At 33.7% G+C, this 15,445-nt stretch carries 16 protein-coding genes; 1 reads left to right on the forward strand and 15 read right to left on the reverse strand.

Annotation, left to right across the window (positions count from 1 at the left end):
* Position 1: 1 nt before the first annotated feature.
* The 10 genes from ACPF9A_RS10585 to ACPF9A_RS10630 all read right to left on the reverse strand — a co-directional run bounded on the left by ACPF9A_RS10585 (position 2) and on the right by ACPF9A_RS10630 (position 8,275).
* Positions 2-301 carry a type II toxin-antitoxin system RelE/ParE family toxin gene (locus ACPF9A_RS10585; RefSeq protein ID WP_424004251.1) on the reverse strand — a complete coding sequence of 100 codons (300 nt, stop codon included), beginning with the start codon at positions 299-301 and terminating at the stop codon, positions 2-4.
* Positions 302-484: 183 nt separating this feature from the next.
* Positions 485-1,147, reverse strand: coding sequence for a lysostaphin resistance A-like protein (locus ACPF9A_RS10590; RefSeq protein ID WP_424004253.1), 663 nt, complete (start codon positions 1,145-1,147; stop codon positions 485-487).
* Positions 1,148-1,261: 114 nt separating this feature from the next.
* Entirely contained in the window at positions 1,262-2,098 is an 837-nt protein-coding gene (locus tag ACPF9A_RS10595; protein ID WP_424004255.1) for a LytR/AlgR family response regulator transcription factor, read from the reverse strand.
* 125 nt (positions 2,099-2,223) lie between these two features.
* Entirely contained in the window at positions 2,224-2,712 is a 489-nt protein-coding gene (locus ACPF9A_RS10600) for a GNAT family N-acetyltransferase (RefSeq protein ID WP_424004257.1), read from the reverse strand.
* Between the two features lie 39 nt (positions 2,713-2,751).
* Positions 2,752-3,588 carry an FKBP-type peptidyl-prolyl cis-trans isomerase gene (locus ACPF9A_RS10605; RefSeq protein WP_424004259.1) on the reverse strand — a complete coding sequence of 279 codons (837 nt, stop codon included), beginning with the start codon at positions 3,586-3,588 and terminating at the stop codon, positions 2,752-2,754.
* A 205-nt stretch (positions 3,589-3,793) separates the two neighbouring features.
* Positions 3,794-4,507 carry a DMP19 family protein gene (locus tag ACPF9A_RS10610; protein ID WP_424004261.1) on the reverse strand — a complete coding sequence of 238 codons (714 nt, stop codon included), beginning with the start codon at positions 4,505-4,507 and terminating at the stop codon, positions 3,794-3,796.
* A gap of 400 nt (positions 4,508-4,907) precedes the next feature.
* The gene (locus tag ACPF9A_RS10615; RefSeq protein ID WP_424004263.1) at positions 4,908-5,630 is read right to left on the reverse strand and encodes a tetratricopeptide repeat protein; all 723 of its coding nucleotides are present in this window, start codon (positions 5,628-5,630) and stop codon (positions 4,908-4,910) included.
* Between the two features lie 40 nt (positions 5,631-5,670).
* The gene (locus ACPF9A_RS10620) at positions 5,671-6,093 is read right to left on the reverse strand and encodes a hypothetical protein (RefSeq protein WP_424004265.1); all 423 of its coding nucleotides are present in this window, start codon (positions 6,091-6,093) and stop codon (positions 5,671-5,673) included.
* Between the two features lie 78 nt (positions 6,094-6,171).
* Positions 6,172-7,335 carry a hypothetical protein gene (locus tag ACPF9A_RS10625; RefSeq protein ID WP_424004267.1) on the reverse strand — a complete coding sequence of 388 codons (1,164 nt, stop codon included), beginning with the start codon at positions 7,333-7,335 and terminating at the stop codon, positions 6,172-6,174.
* 79 nt (positions 7,336-7,414) lie between these two features.
* Positions 7,415-8,275 carry a DUF695 domain-containing protein gene (locus ACPF9A_RS10630; RefSeq protein ID WP_424004269.1) on the reverse strand — a complete coding sequence of 287 codons (861 nt, stop codon included), beginning with the start codon at positions 8,273-8,275 and terminating at the stop codon, positions 7,415-7,417.
* Positions 8,276-8,416: 141 nt separating this feature from the next.
* Here ACPF9A_RS10630 and ACPF9A_RS10635 point away from each other — a divergent pair, with 141 nt between their 5' ends.
* A complete protein-coding gene (locus ACPF9A_RS10635) occupies positions 8,417-9,340 on the forward strand; it encodes an IS1595 family transposase (protein WP_424000131.1) in 924 nt (307 codons plus the stop codon).
* 420 nt (positions 9,341-9,760) lie between these two features.
* Here ACPF9A_RS10635 and ACPF9A_RS10640 read toward each other — a convergent pair whose 3' ends face one another.
* The 5 genes from ACPF9A_RS10640 to ACPF9A_RS10660 all read right to left on the reverse strand — a co-directional run bounded on the left by ACPF9A_RS10640 (position 9,761) and on the right by ACPF9A_RS10660 (position 15,103).
* Positions 9,761-10,219 carry a hypothetical protein gene (locus tag ACPF9A_RS10640; RefSeq protein ID WP_424004271.1) on the reverse strand — a complete coding sequence of 153 codons (459 nt, stop codon included), beginning with the start codon at positions 10,217-10,219 and terminating at the stop codon, positions 9,761-9,763.
* A 447-nt stretch (positions 10,220-10,666) separates the two neighbouring features.
* Positions 10,667-12,166: a hypothetical protein gene (locus ACPF9A_RS10645; protein WP_424004273.1), complete on the reverse strand. Its 1,500-nt coding sequence runs from the start codon at positions 12,164-12,166 to the stop codon at positions 10,667-10,669.
* 127 nt (positions 12,167-12,293) lie between these two features.
* On the reverse strand, positions 12,294-13,490 hold the full coding sequence (locus ACPF9A_RS10650) for an IS256 family transposase (RefSeq protein WP_423997793.1): 1,197 nt from the start codon (positions 13,488-13,490) through the stop codon (positions 12,294-12,296).
* A gap of 69 nt (positions 13,491-13,559) precedes the next feature.
* On the reverse strand, positions 13,560-14,069 hold the full coding sequence (locus tag ACPF9A_RS10655; RefSeq protein WP_424004275.1) for an ATP-binding protein: 510 nt from the start codon (positions 14,067-14,069) through the stop codon (positions 13,560-13,562).
* Between the two features lie 173 nt (positions 14,070-14,242).
* Positions 14,243-15,103, reverse strand: coding sequence for a hypothetical protein (locus tag ACPF9A_RS10660; protein ID WP_424004277.1), 861 nt, complete (start codon positions 15,101-15,103; stop codon positions 14,243-14,245).
* Positions 15,104-15,445: the final 342 nt, after the last annotated feature.

Raw genomic sequence — 15,445 nt, forward strand, 5'->3', positions numbered from 1 at the left:
TTTATTTATTTAATTCTTTCCAAATACTTTTCGCTTTCGCAATGTCATTTTGTTGGGTAGATTTATCTCCGCCAATCAATAGGACTATTATTTTTCCATCTTTTTCCTTGAAGTAAACACGATAACCTTTCGCAAAATTAATTCTCATTTCTCGAATTCCGTCACCGACTGGTTTGCAGTCGCCAAAATGTTCGTTAGTTTCTAATTTTTGAATTCTGAATATGATTTTAGCTTTAGCCCTCAAGTCTTTAAGCTTTCTAAGCCATTTGTCAAATTCAGATGTTTTCTCAATAAAGAACATAAATAGTGTATCTACTTGGATACAAATTTAAGAAATTTTTTTTAATAATTCTTTTTGCTCATATTAAGTTTTCTATAGCGTGAGTTTTAATGTACTATAATAATTGTAATAGTATATAGTTTCGTGAATATTTCCAGCATCTAATCAGGTGGGTTAAAATGTAACTATTGCCTCCAATTATTATTATGCCAATCCGTAGTAAATACAAATCAACGATATGGTGTCAAAAAAACCATGTACAGCAATTACAAACCATAAATCGTATTTGCGTAGGTAAAATATCAGGGCTATGAGCCCTCCGATGGTACCTGCAACGATTTGTCCGGTAATACCTTGGTAACTATGCATGAAACCAAAAAAACAAGCTAACAAGACGATGTTAAGAACAATACTTAATTTACTTTCTCCGAAGAATTTTACAAATTGTCTCATGAAATAACCACGAAAGATAATTTCTTCTCCAAAGCCTGCAGTAGCCCAAACGACTAATAAGGCAACTAAGCAAGCGGAAAGATTTCCTTCTAATTCTTTGAAACTTGAATAATCTATCGGAACTCCTGTAAGTTTTGTAATGCCAGGAACCAATAAAAAGGCATAAAAAGCAAAGAGACCTAGTGCGACTAATGGCGCTAGTACGAAGATGTTTTTGACTGTAAATTTTTCACGTTGAAAGCCTAGCGCTGAGAATGGTTTTCCCTTGTATTCTATATAATTTGATAAGATGATTAATAGAGACACAACGATGTTCTCTACATAACTTAAATTGAGTGGTCCGAACCAAATAAAGCAGATGACTGCAACGGTAATTAATGGAATTAAGGTTTGTCGTAAGGTAACTTTGTTCATTATTTTAGGTTTTAAATTCTAAGCGAATTAATGAACAAAAACGCTGAAACCCCTTTTGAATACTTATGTTCTTACTGAATGGTAGTAAATTATTAACTGAATAGTCGGTAATTTTTATTGAAACCAATTCATAAATTCTTTTCGCTTGTACCGACTGATATTTATTTCTTTAATAGCATCGTTTTCAATAGTAGCTTTTAATTGAATACGTAATTTACCATTCTCAATTTTTTCTATTTCTTCTACAGCATCTTTGTGAACGATAATTTGTCTATTGGCTCTATAAAACAATTGATTGTTTATTTTTTCTTCAAGCTCATTCAATATAAAATCGGTACTGATAGTTGTGCCATCATTTTTAACAGCAAATACAATTTTGTTTTCACTATAAAAGCATGCAATATTTTCATAAGCGAGTTTTGTAGTTTTTGCTCCACTTTCGATAGTTACAACAGCATCTTTTAAAGATGTCTTATATAAATAGTATACGTCTTGGGCATACGATAAGCCTATAAGAACAAAACTCACTAGTAAGGTAATCAGCAAACCAATTAATAAATAATAGAACTCTATCTCACCGTCTACAACCATACTAAAAATAAAATTTATAGGAATGTACATGAGGGTTATATAAGCTAAGGTTGAAGCCATGAACCATATAATAGTTGTGATTTCAACTTTTTTAAAGAAATGCTTCCTCTTGTAATATTGAAAGTTAACCTCGGTTATAATGCCTATGAGAATACATAAAATAATAGACGCCAAAAAACCTTCAATTGGGAATCTATATACATCACTACCAGGAAAACTTTCTGGTGTCGCTAAATGATTTATGACCAAAGAGAAAATAATAAATATGGCAACTTTCTTAAACCAACGCCATGCAGAACTACTGATAAAAGTGTGCCAATCTGTTTTTAGGGTTTTTTTTGTTTGTTTTGCGGTGCTCATTAATTAGTAGTTCTATTTTTTGGACAGTGAATCTATGTTTATACTATTTTTATACCGAATAGTATAAAAATAGTAGCGGATTAATATGTGTTAACTCTTCATTTAAACACAGACCTTTATTGTATTTACTTAATTCCGTTATATATATTCGGGTTATGTTTCTCCATATAAAATTCAGGATGAGGTATTTCCGTAAAACCAAACTTTTTATAAAGCCATTCAGCTGTGTCGGTTAATAAAATCCAGCGTCTTAATCCTTGAAGATTTGGGTGTTCCATTATTTCATTTATCAACCATTTACTTAATCCCTTTCCTCTATGTTCTTTTAGAACATAAACATCTCCTAAATATGCAATAGTTGAATAGTCTGAAATTATTCTAGCAAAGCCAATTTGTTGGTTTTCGTAATAAAGTCCGAAATTCAAAGAGTTTTCAATTGATGTTTTTAAAGTATTGAGTAGAATTCCGTTAGCCCAATCAGTTTCGTTTGCAAGAAATTTGTGAATACTCAAAATATCTAATTTATCCTTGTCAGTTGAAATGGTGTACTCATTTCTATGTGTTTCTCTAATTTTCAATTCAGTTTTCTTAATTAATGCAACCGTTAAATACATTCTGTCAAGTCAATCTGTTATTTTCGTTCAGATTTGCGTTTAATTGACGTTTATAGAATCCAACTTTGAATCTAATTCCGTCGCTTTATCATTCCACCAGTCCCAATGAGAATCTTTCTTAAGTTGCTCTTTTACAATTAACATCGCTTCATTGATATTACCTTGTTGCTCTAACGATAACATTTCATAAAATGCGAAGGTTTGTAGCTCGGAATCTTCTTGTGCAATTTCTTTAAAATATAAAGATAATTTTTCGGTCTCCTTGTATAGTTTTTGGTCAGTAAGTGAGTCCAGTAAGGTAAATATCAATTCCATGTCCGTATGAAATTCATTTTTCAGTTTACCATCAATGATACTTTGATAGAAGTTGATCGCAGCTTGGGACCCTTTATTTTGGGTAATGGTTTGAAGTGTATCATTGATTAACTTTTTAGGATCAGAAACTTTTTTTACTATTAAAGGATTATAAATCAAAGTGGTATTTGGCGCCATTCCATTACCGCCTTCTTTTCCATAAGCAATTGAGTCTGGTAAAATAGCAATTAATTCATCTCCTTCTACCAAATAGCTATTTAGCTCCTCAAACCCTTTAATCATTGAAGTTGTTTCATGGATAAATCCAATAATGGAGTCTTTTTCAGTTGAAGTCGACCAAAAAATAGAATCAGATTCATTTAGGTACAAATCCATATATTCCTCTACTTTAGAGTTCTTACGAATCGGTTTTCCTTTTCCTTCCTTTAAAAAGATATATTTCAAACCACTTGCTGTGGTTATCGTATCTCCTAATACAATATTTCTACTTTCTTTTTTTTCTTGTTGGCTACAAGAAAAAGTCATGGTTGAAAGAATGAACAAAATGAAATAGTTTTTCATAATTGTGGGTAACGTTAAATATATGGCATTTAGGGCAGAAACTAAACTGTTAATTTCGGTTTTGCACTAAGCCAAACTTTTGCATTTTGATTTACCTTTTCTATCATAAAGCCAAATCAAAAGATTTGGCGACCTCGCAAATAAACAACAACTTTTTGAACTAACACAAACAAGCCCTATTTGCTATATATAGTGTTGTAAGCCGTTATTTTTCTATTTCAGTAAACTTTTCAATATTCAGTTCGATATAGTCAGCTACTTTTTTATGAACTGTTTTTTTAAATTCTTTATCGTAATAATAGTCCTCAATTTTTTCAGTCGATTTTAATTCCTTGTATCCATCAGCGAATGAGTTCCATCTTTTATTCCAGCTTTTTGATTCATCATTAAAAACAGATTTTAATTCTCCGATTTTAGATGTTTTTCCTGTCAATTCATTTAATACAGCATTATAATCTGTCTTTAATTTGTCAATTTCTAATTCTTCCCAAGCCTCAGCAGCCGCAATTATAAATTCTGGACGATTAAAAATAAATTGATAAACACCACCATTATCAGTATCTCCATTAAAAGATAGAAATGCCCAAAATACTTTTTGTTGACGAGTTAATTTATTCCATAATTCATCATAACTCTCAATTCCGCTTTTTTCAATAGTTTCGTCAAAAAGTTTATACATATACTCCCACATTCGATTATCGTATTCGTCAAATTGGTTCCAATCGTATTTAGCTTTTATAGAATCTAATTGCTCTTGTTTTACTTTTATAGATATCAAAAGTTCGTTCTGATTTCCATCATTTATCGAGTATAATTTACTAGGTAGTTTTGATCCTTCATTCTGTTCAGAACTAGAGTTTTTTCTAATAAAAAAGAAGATAGCAAGTCCTACAATTATAATTCCTATTAATATTTTCATTTGTGTTTTTCTAATGGCTTACAACGTACATATAAACGCGCTAGGGTACGTTTATTTCCTTTTTTGGTGGTTTAAAGCTTACTTAGCTAATATACCACTTAAGAATAAACCTACAATTAACAAGCGACTTTCCGCAACCGAAAACCACAATCATAAAAATCATATGCAACAGAAATGGCAAAAAACAACAAACCAACCAACCAGTCTGTTTTTTACTGCTAAAATGTGTGGTAAATCATTGAAAACAGCGACAGCAATCGCAATTGTATCGACAAAATGCAAGGAGTTAGAAGATAAATGGCTGTTTTAGACGCTTAACAAACCAAGTGGTTTGTTTTTTGGAAGCTTAAACGAGCTGTTTCAGAACCCTTTTTCTTGTTTATTTCCTATTTTGGGCTTATTAGTTCTCTAAAGCACGTTTTAATTCCTCTATTTCTGAAGCGTAGATTTCGTTTAAATATTCATTGTAATAATCATCACGTTTAGAGGCTATGTTACTCTCTGCTTTCAGAATATGAGCTTTCGCTTTCTCCAAATCCCCAAGTTTTTGATAGGCTTTTGCAATGCCAAAGTGTGACTCTGGTACGTTTTCCGATTGCTTTAATGCTCTATGAAATTCGGATATGGTTTTTTCATAATTTCCTAATTCGTATTCGCAAATTCCAAGATAGACGAACGTATGTATATCTACCCAATCTTCTTTTTGAGTTTCAATGTTTCGATTGAACATTTCAATCGCTTTTGGGTAATCTTTTTTGCCGAAATAACATTCTCCGCGTAAAAAGTCAATATCCTCTCCCCAAGGGGCGTCAGAGACGTTTGGGGTAAGACTATCAAGTCTGTCAAAGTCGAGTAGGGCTTTATCGTAATCACGCATTTTACGCAATCTGATCCATCCGCGATATCCTAGGTGTTTGACAGGGTCGAGTGCCACAGCTTTATTTAAATATTCAAAACCTTTATTGAAATCACCGGCTTTGTTAAATGAAACGGAACGCTCCATCCAAGCATCACTATTTTCCTGGTCGTATTCAATTGCCTTTTCATATTGATGAGCTTCTGTAAGAAAATTAGATTTTTCGGTGTCCGGTTTTAGGTTCCACCAGATGGTTGATCCAATCACTAGAAATAGAATTATGGACCCCAAAAAAATGAATGAGCATTTAAAAAATTTCTTCAATTTTTCCGTTTTTAATTTTTAATCGAATAAGGTTGTAGGTTTTATAATCTTTATCTCTTTTCCAATCCGTTAAACTCAGTGCAATGGTCTCCAAATCTTTTATTAATTCCCCATTATTGAATACCGTAGGCTCGTAGTTTTCGTCTATTTGAAATGTTTCCATTTCGCAAAATTCACCTGTTTTGGTAATGTACAGTCTCAACGTTATAAAACCGCTACTTGGTGCTATGTTGGTTTCAGCTAGTTGAATGTCTTTAAATGCCTTTCGCAGTGTTGGGTTTTCTCCTTCAATTCTGCTATTAATATAATTTACCCAATAGGGCATGGTTTTTTCGTCGCAGTCGCTATTTTCTTGCGAAAAGGTTAGAAAGGGTAAAATAGCTATTAGGAATATAAATTTTTTCATGCCTATTGTATCGCAGTAAATAAGATTTTGTTTGTTCTACCTCGGTTCTCTTTTGTGCAGCGTTTTTCTCCAGTTTTGTTATTCCTCTTTAATCAATTTTTCGACCTTCGAATTGAAATTTTCTTTATTAATTCCGATCAATTCGTTTGTAGCTTTTAAATAACTTTCTAGCCTATCTTGACTACCAGCATTGATAAATTTTGAAATACCTTCTTTACCTTTTTCCTTTTCAATTTTCTCGGCAATAATTCCCGATATAACAGAACGAACCGAAATTTCTGGTGCGATATTGGTGAAAATCTTTTCATTAGTACTGAAAATCGCAAATAGATTTGTATTCGGATTGTTTGTTAGATAATCTTTTAATTCAGTTACAAGTCTATCGTTGGTAACCATTTCGCCATTTTTGTCTGTATAGTAAGCGTTGCCCCACGCATAGGCAATTCCCTCTTCGGTAATCCAATTTCGGTTTTCACGTTTGTTAATTTGCTCAGAATAATAATGAAACATATCATGAGAAAAGTCTTCGTTGTTCATTACTGCAAAAATTGTTTTACTATCTACACCGTAACCATCTCTATACTTTCCGTTTGAATAAAGAGAATATCCAAAACCCAAAAGTTCTGAAACCTCCTGAAAATTATCGGTCATATAAAAGTCCAATTTCTCTGGTTTTAAGCCTAATTTTTCAGCTATCTTACTATTTTTACTATCAAATACTTTTGCTCTCTCTTTATCAATATGATTTCTAAAGTGGTAGGTAATATTACCTACGGTTTCTGTTTTCCAGTATCGCGTTAAATAATCAAGAGGAACTGAAAATGTAAACTTGTCGTTTAATTCAGTTGCTACTAAATTTATCTTATAAATAAGGATCGGATTCGTTTCGGGGTTTTGATAAGTATAAGAAATGGTGAAAAAATAGTTGTCAGTCGAAATCGGATAGATATTGATCAATTTCTTGTCTTGAATCTTTTTAGCACTACTGTCCTTTTTTGCTTCATAGTTCATTAACTCTTGAAGTTGAGATTTTGTTAAATCAGCTCTTTGTGGTGTTAACAATTCTTCGCTTAGTTTACCTTGTTCCATTTCAGAAAAAAAGGTTTCTAAAGTTTTGTTGAAATTCTGTTTGGTAATTGAATCCATAGGGTTTTGTAGATATCGTGGAATACCAACGGATTCTTGGGCAATTGTAGAAGTGAATGCAAAAATTAATAGTACTGTTACAATTTTTTTTATCATTTCGGTTTTTTAAAATATTGTGGAGCGGCTGGGCGTTTAAACCCTAAGTCTGTATTGTTAATAGGTTGTGTTAAAACCATTATTCCAGCGTGCTAATTAATTCCGAGTATAATTTCCATTCTTTATCCTCAATTATTTTATACTTAAATTCTCTTTGTTTTCCATTCTCTTTTATAAATTCCAAGAGTCCAATTGCACCTTCTTTTTCATTTGTTACAAGGTTGAATACTCTTTCTTCATTGTAGGTTGAACGACCAATGTAGTAATTGAATATCTTGTTTTGCGTCAAATTACTTTCAATAAACATTTCAAAATTGTTAAGAACTTCCAATTCATCTTCTGATGGTAATTTAGAGGCATTATCAATGGCGTATTTTGTTTTGATTTCAATGAAATAAAAGAATTCTTCTTTATGAGGAAACCGTTCGAATCCTTTATTTGCAACAATTAGTTTGGGTACGCCGTCAATAATTAAATCGTTTGTACCATATTCTTCAGGAACTACATAAGTATCTCTTTCTATTGGTTGGTTTTTGTCGGCATTACCAACATCAAATCCATCATATGATGTTACATTGAATTCATCTGCAACTGCATATAGAATTTTATTCAGTTCGAATAATGAATTTGCATCATGAATTTCAATTCTTTCCATATGCAACCAGTATTCTCCTGTATCATCTGAATAAATGTCAACGTATTCAAATCCATCTTTTTTTAAATGTTCCGATACTTTTTCTAATTGTTTTGGTTCAACATTCGTGAAGAAGTATCCATATAACATTTTGATATCCGTATCCACTCCGTTTGAGTGCATATTTGTATACATTTCTTGGACTTTCTCGAATGTTATCATGTTGGAATTCTGTTTGGTTTGTGATTTTCCTTCACAAGAAGTTAGAAGAACTGTAATTAGCAGTAGAATTATTTTTTTGGACATTTTATATTTTTTGTGCACAATTACATATATACTAAAATCTATAAGCATACGTAATCTGTTTACTAATATACTATTATTTGATTCCACGGTACTTTACCAGTATCCTTTTGTTTATTAACTTTAGGACAAATATAGTAAGATATGAACCTATTAAGATTTATGGAGCAGTTCCCCGATGAGGAATCCTGTCGCACCGATATGCGAAATGTTAGGGAAAAGCAGGTCGTGATATGCAAGAAGTGTAAGGGTAAAAAGCAGTATTGGCTCAAGGCCAAGGGACAATGGCAATGCGCAGACTGCGGTTTCAGGACGACCCTTCGCAGCGGCACCATGATGGAGAACAGCAAATTGCCTTTAAGGACATGGTATATCGCCATGGCATTCATGACCTATAGCAAAAAGGGTGTCTCCGCCGTGGAACTCCAGCGTCAGCTAGGCCACAAGCGGTACGATACGGTCTGGTCGCTCATGCACAGAATAAGGGAAGCAATGGGTAAACGGGACGCGCTTTACGGACTAAAGGGGGAAATCGAGTTCGACGAGGGCTATTTTGAGATTGCTACCAAGGAGATCGTAAAGAAGAACCTTAAAAGGGGGCGCGGTAGCCAAAAACAGTCCAATGTAGCGGTAATGGCCGAATCGACGCCTTTGGAAGACCCCGCTACCGGAAAGAAGAGTAGCCATTGCCGATATTTCAAGATGAAGGTACTTACATCCCATAAGGCAGAGGAAATAGATGAAACCGTAAAGGGCAACTTTGAGGAAACGAGCATCGTTTTCAGCGACAAAAGCACGAGTTATGTGAACATATCCGATTATGTCGAGATGCACATAATGGAAAAATCCGGTAAGGAAACCACGGCAACGACACTAAAATGGGTACATATCGCCATTGCCAATGCCAAAAGGACCTTATTGGGCATATACCATAAGATAAAAGGGAAATACTTGCAGAACTACCTTGACGAATTCTGCTATAAACTCAATAGAAGATACTTTGGGGAAAGGCTTTTCGATAGACTCACAATCGCGATCATAACCCCGTACTGGTATATAAACGAGTAATCAAATACTATTAAATAATAAACCTACAATTAACATCTTACATTCTATTAAGGGAAACCATAATCGCTATAAATTATGTGGAACTAATTTGTCATTAATAGCTCTCAAAAGAAAATTACCTTAAAAATAACAAACCGACCAACTAGTCTTTTTTTTATTAGCAAAATGAGTTCAAAATTCTTGAAATTGACGATAGCAATCGTAATTGTATTGATAAAATGCAAAGCGTATGAAGTTTAAAAGGTGTTTTTGGAGCTAAATAAACCAAGTGGTTTGTTTTTTGGTTGGGAAAAGCAGCTGTTTTAAAACAAACTTTACTGAACTCTCATGGTTCAATAACCACTGTTTGCTGTGTAGTTTTGTAACCCTTTATGCAAAGCATTAGATGACTCCAAAGTTTTAAAAAGGAACAAACATGCATTAGTCTTCAGAGAGTGTTTTAAAGCCTTCCATCACATAGATTAACTTACGTTTATCTTCGAATCCCGGATATTCTTCATCTGTGAACATTGATGGTAAAAAGCTCTTGTATTCTGTATAATTTTCGCCTTGGTATAAACCGAAAGTATAGGTTTTTCCACCACTTATGGCGTTTTTCCATGAGTTCGCTTTTTCGCCTAAGGTCGCTAACTGACTTTGATCTATATTGAATTTTCCTTCGCTAACACAGAGATTCAAAAATGCCCAATACTCTGAATACTTTTTTTTCTGAACACGTATCCTCTTTATTTTGGTGGAAGCCGTTGGTTGGGCGGACTCATTAATTCTGTACCGCCTTACCTTACCTTTGTTGAGGTAAACGATATAATCTGATTCTGGTTCAATATGTGGCAGTATAGAGTAGGCGAGGCAAACCACCAATGCGTCTGCATCTTTCAAGCCAAATAACTCAACATACCTGTTTACTTCTTCTGCATTCGATTTAAAGTCGATTTAAAGTCGATTTTTGGTATCCCAGCTTCTTGCGAAAAGGCTAGTATGGGCAAAAGAATTAAAAGATAGCATTGAAGTTTTCTCATTGTAAAGTTATAAAACTTGGTTACGAACGTATTCTGTTTATTGATTTTGTTTTAAAAAACGCCTTTAAAATCAATATAAAAACAGAGACAAAGCAGATGGGTTTTTTAAATAATTATCAGTTTTTATATTTTGGCTTTTACCGATAGTCATTATCGTTATTTCAATAGAAAATAATTTAATCTATTTTTTCTAAAGAATTTTATATTTGTTTTGCCATTCTTGAAAATGAAGCATAACGTTTCTAGTATGGTGCGTTTGTATTCCGGAGGGTGCACATTCAATATAAACTTGTTGTAAGCAGTACCATTATGTTATGTTTAACTTATCAAAAAGAATTTTATTCCGTTGTTTGGCATCTTTTATAATTTTTTGGAAAGGCATAACTTCCACATAAGCTCTTGAAGTTTTTGTTTCATAGAACCTGAAAAAACCTAGGCCATCTGGTGTTGGGTCAAAACTTTCGTACTCTAAAATATTTTCAAGGGTTGGCATTATATCAGCCACTATATAGCAATAAAATGGAGTGTTTCTATTCGCTTTTATTTGCTTACCATTTTTCTTTTCTTTACCTGCAATAATCTCTTCAACATAAGTACGTACTTGCTTTATTGGGTCTTTTTTTCTATCTCCGTGCTTGTAATCATTTCTTTCGGGCTTTTTGAATTCAACAATTGTAAATGATTCGAAAGGAAACTTATCTTCTGAAAATAGAGTAGCATTTTCAAAAACCTCTTCTTGTTGAACAATTAAGTCCATTCTTTTGGCGGAACTAGAGTTGAGCTTATCTATTTGTTTAAAAAGTTTATCAGAAGCTAGAAGAGAATTAAATGTCAATCTTTCATCTAAAAGCCAAAGATTTTGTTTGTCTGAAGAAACCGTTTCACCCGTTTCTCTTATAGGAAAAAATAGACTGTGAACTAAATCCTCATTTGCGAACTTTTCATCTTCATTTAGTTCAATTAGTCTATCAAGTAAATCTATTACTGAACGTCGATGAATTATATATCGTGCCAAATCAGATTGTCCAATTTCATTAAATTGTGTTAGAAATTTGTCATATAAAACTTTATAGTCTTCGAGTTGTGTAATATCTTTTTCCTTGTCGATTAAGTCAATTCCTTTTTTTCTAACTTCAAGTTTCCATTGGCTTTCTATTTCATAAAGTTTTAAGTCTAACTCTTGATTGCTTAATCCAACAGGTAATTTCTTTACTTTATCTAAATTGTTATTTACGACACTTGTATAGTTAGGAAACTCTTCTTTTATAATCGGGAAGTATTTTTCCAATTTCTGTTGTCTTAATTTTACTAAGAATTCATTAAGTAGTTTTTCAATAATCAACAAGGTGCCTTTTCTAATTTTAGATAAAGTAATCTCTTGAAAATCTTCGTCCTCGTCCTCTTCATCAGTATCAAAGTGAAAGCTCGTTCTTGCTTCATTAACATTGTGGTCTAAATAGTCACTAACGACAAAAATTTGGAAGTAAAAACCCTCTTCACCTTCAATATTTATTCTGTATTTGAGATCTTCAAGGAATTTGGATACGTATTCGTCTTTTACAGTTCTTTGATGAGCACAATAATGGATTTTATGACTTTTAGATTTGAGGGATTTTGAGATAAAAACTTTGAAATGTTGATTGGATAAATCAAATGAATCTTTTAAAATTTGGCCTTGAAACTCTCTTTCGAATAAAGTTGATAAATTAACTTCTACGTCATCTTGATTGATAATGATTATTTCAGGTTCAATTTTTTGAATAAAGTATAATTGAAAGTGAGTTATTATTTGACGAGCAATTTCCATTATATCACGAGGAGCGTGCTTTTGGTACTTTAGTTCAAAATTTGAAAGAATTATATGTGTTCCAGTAGTTTTTTGACACTATCCCATTAACTGTGTAAGTTAAAAATAACAGGGGTTGGACTTTTATCTAAAGTCTGACCCTTTTTTCATAGATCGTCAGGAACTGATTTAGGATTATGCCCCAGTTCCTTACAGGCATCGACCACTTTTTGGTGGCCTCCCTTACCGCCAAATATACGGATTTCATCACGGCATCGTCCGTCGGGAAGGACAGCTTGTTCTTGGTGTACTTCCTGATCTTGCCGTTCAGGTTCTCGATAAGGTTGGTGGTATAGATTATTTTCCTGATCTCGATGGGGAACTCGAAGAACACGGTAAGCTCGTCCCAGTTGTCCCTCCAGCTTTTGACGGCATAGGAGTACTTCCCTTCCCATTTGTCCGCAAAGTCCTTTAGGGCGGCCTTCGCCGCAGCTTGTGTAGGTGCGTTGTAGATAAGTTTCATATCTGTTGTAAAGGCTTTTTTGTCCTTCCAGACAACGTACCTACAGGCATTCCTTATTTGATGCACCACACATATCTGGGTCTTGGATTCGGGGAACACGTTCTTGATGGTCTGGGTGAACCCGTTCAGATTATCGGTTGCGGTTATCAGGATGTCCTCGGTGCCACGGGCGCGTATATCGGTCAGTACGCTCATCCAAAAAGCGGCGGACTCGTTCTTGCCCAACCAAAGCCCAAGGACCTCTTTCTTACCGTCCCTGCGCAATCCTACCGCGATATAGACCGTTTTGTTGATGACCTTCGAGTTCTCGCGTACCTTGAACACGATCCCGTCCATCCAGACGATAAGGTATATCGGTTCCAATGGCCTGTTCTGCCAAGCGACGATGTCCCCGGAGATCTTGTCGGTTATCCTCGATATGGTGGATGTGGAGATATCGAAGTTGTAGACCTCCCGTATCTGCTCTTCGATATCGCTGTTGCTCATTCCCTTGGCATAGAGCGATACGATCACGTTCTCGATACCGTCGACCATATTACCGCGCTTGGGCACGATCATGGGGTTGAAACTGGCATCCCTGTCCCTTGGCACCGCGATCCTTGATTCCCCGAAGGAGGTACGGACTTTTTTGGTCGAATGGCCGTTACGTGTGTTCCCGTTCCTGGCCTTTCCATGTTTGTCATAATCGAGGTGGCCGTCAAGCTCGCCTTCCAGCATCTTCTCGATACCACGTTTTTGGAGTTCTTTCAGAAAACCGTTCAGCTCGTCACCGGTCTTGAACTGTTTTAAGAACTCATCGTTGAATAATTCCTCTTTCTTCATAATGGTGTGAAAATTTAAAGTTAAAAAAATAGCGGGGGCATGCCCCCGCTATTTTTTTATTTACACACTTTATGAGATAGTCCTAGTTTTTTTATCGGTGGGTAAATTTTCTTGATATTTATCAAAACCTTCTTTTGATTTACGGTAATTAAATTTTCTAGCTTTTATTGATCCATTATCTTGATATGTACTATCAGCCATTATTTTTTCAAATGCCTTTAAGCAAATTAACCTCCCAACACCTTTACCACCAATCTCTGATTTCTTTTCGGAATCAAATTCTGCAAAAGATGTTATATTTTCTTCATTAAGTCCAATCCCATTATCAATAACAGAAAAAGATTGTATTGGATACTTCTCTATATCACTAATCTCTTTTAAAATATTTTCACTACCATTTCGGATGACTTTTATTGTAATTCTTCCTTTATATTCTGGATTGCCAGGTGATTTTAGTTTTTCATCTATTGCGTGTATAGCATTACTTATAACTTCAAACAAGGGATATAGAGCCTTTGTTTTCGGAAGGTATAATTTTTTTACCCTATTCCTGAGATTTGTTGAGCTATTTGGATTCATTGTTTTGAGTATAGTGTTTTTTAGTATTATCTACAACGATTAGCCAGAGCTTTTTATTTATCTTTTTCATTTTAAAAGCCAAATCCAAAAGATTTGGCTGACTTGGTGAATACGCTCAAGTCCTTGAATTAGGCACTTTATGAGCTAGATGCTATAGCCCTTGTTGTGTTTAGTTATTTTCCTATATAATTTGCAATTAATCCTCCAACTACCGAAATTATAAGACCAATTATTACTACTGTATTAACTGTTTTTCTAGCAGATTCTTTCTTTTTAAATACTTCGAGGTAATCTCCCCAACAAAAATTATAAATAGGATAAAGTCTAGAGAGATAAATAAATAGAATTATTAGGATTAAAATTAAGCTTCCAAAAAACATTAATATATATTTTACCGGGGTAAAAGGGTCAAGTGCATTTTTTCCTTCTTGAATTTTAATCAATGCTTCTATCGGGTCTGTTAATTCTCCGGCTTCCCATTCCTTTCTTATATCAATTATTATTTTGTCACTTTTCCCAATAGTTGTAAATAGAGATGAAGTAAGTACTAGTAACATTGTAACAGGAATAAACAAAGTACTAAAAGGTTTATTCTTCCTAGATTTTGATAATAGACTTAGATTAAATCGTTTTATTTTTTTAATTCTTTCATCCATTAAAGAACTTGTGATAAATACCCAATCTCTTGTCAGTCCGCTAATAGTATATTTTATACTTATATCGCTTCTTACATTATTTGAATCCGCATTTGAAAAATCTATTCTAATTATTCTTTTATCTTTTATTTCAGAAGTTAATTGTAATTCAATAATTTTCGCGGAACCACTATTTTCTAAAGAAAGAATTTCCTCAATATCATTAGTTTCGGCAACTACACCATTTTCAAACACAATTGAATAAGTATTTTCAATTTTACCATCAATTTCTTTTTTTAATTGTTCTTGAAATAGGTCATTAAATCTTCGAAGTTCTTGTTCGTTTAATAAGAAACCGTGATAAAATGTTTTATTTGATTCTACACTTAGTTTTTTCATTCTTGGTTTTTAATTAAACACAACGTATGGATATATACAATCAATCATATCCGCATATATTGAGGTATATGAGTAATTCTTTAATTTAGTCTGAACACTAATATACCACTAAAGAATAAACCTACAATTAACAACTCACATTCCATTACGGAAAACCATAATCGCTATAAATAAATGGTGCATGTGAGTAATTAACAGAACTTAGATGATAATTGTCATAAAAATCGAGAACCGACCAACCAGTCTGTTTTTTACTTGTAAAGAGAGTTGAGAATTGCAGAAAGAAACGACAGCAATCGCAATTGTATCGACAAAAAGCGCAACGAACAAAGTTAAATGGGT

The organism is Maribacter sp. IgM3_T14_3 (assembly GCF_049603095.1).
In the GTDB taxonomy this organism is placed as follows: domain Bacteria; phylum Bacteroidota; class Bacteroidia; order Flavobacteriales; family Flavobacteriaceae; genus Maribacter.

Bases quoted from the DNA above. Each gene is read 5' to 3' on its own strand.
- ACPF9A_RS10605 (WP_424004259.1), bottom strand. From the start codon at position 3,588: ATGAAAAACTATTTCATTTTGTTCATTCTTTCAACCATGACTTTTTCT.
- ACPF9A_RS10595 (WP_424004255.1), bottom strand. From the start codon at position 2,098: ATGAGCACCGCAAAACAAACAAAAAAAACCCTAAAAACAGATTGGCAC.
- ACPF9A_RS10600 (WP_424004257.1), bottom strand. From the start codon at position 2,712: ATGTATTTAACGGTTGCATTAATTAAGAAAACTGAATTGAAAATTAGA.
- ACPF9A_RS10610 (WP_424004261.1), bottom strand. From the start codon at position 4,507: ATGAAAATATTAATAGGAATTATAATTGTAGGACTTGCTATCTTCTTT.
- ACPF9A_RS10645 (WP_424004273.1), bottom strand. From the start codon at position 12,166: ATGGAAATTGCTCGTCAAATAATAACTCACTTTCAATTATACTTTATT.
- ACPF9A_RS10620 (WP_424004265.1), bottom strand. From the start codon at position 6,093: ATGAAAAAATTTATATTCCTAATAGCTATTTTACCCTTTCTAACCTTT.
- ACPF9A_RS10635 (WP_424000131.1), top strand. From the start codon at position 8,417: ATGAACCTATTAAGATTTATGGAGCAGTTCCCCGATGAGGAATCCTGT.
- ACPF9A_RS10590 (WP_424004253.1), bottom strand. From the start codon at position 1,147: ATGAACAAAGTTACCTTACGACAAACCTTAATTCCATTAATTACCGTT.
- ACPF9A_RS10650 (WP_423997793.1), bottom strand. From the start codon at position 13,490: ATGAAGAAAGAGGAATTATTCAACGATGAGTTCTTAAAACAGTTCAAG.
- ACPF9A_RS10660 (WP_424004277.1), bottom strand. From the start codon at position 15,103: ATGAAAAAACTAAGTGTAGAATCAAATAAAACATTTTATCACGGTTTC.
- ACPF9A_RS10585 (WP_424004251.1), bottom strand. From the start codon at position 301: ATGTTCTTTATTGAGAAAACATCTGAATTTGACAAATGGCTTAGAAAG.
- ACPF9A_RS10655 (WP_424004275.1), bottom strand. From the start codon at position 14,069: ATGAATCCAAATAGCTCAACAAATCTCAGGAATAGGGTAAAAAAATTA.
- ACPF9A_RS10625 (WP_424004267.1), bottom strand. From the start codon at position 7,335: ATGATAAAAAAAATTGTAACAGTACTATTAATTTTTGCATTCACTTCT.
- ACPF9A_RS10630 (WP_424004269.1), bottom strand. From the start codon at position 8,275: ATGTCCAAAAAAATAATTCTACTGCTAATTACAGTTCTTCTAACTTCT.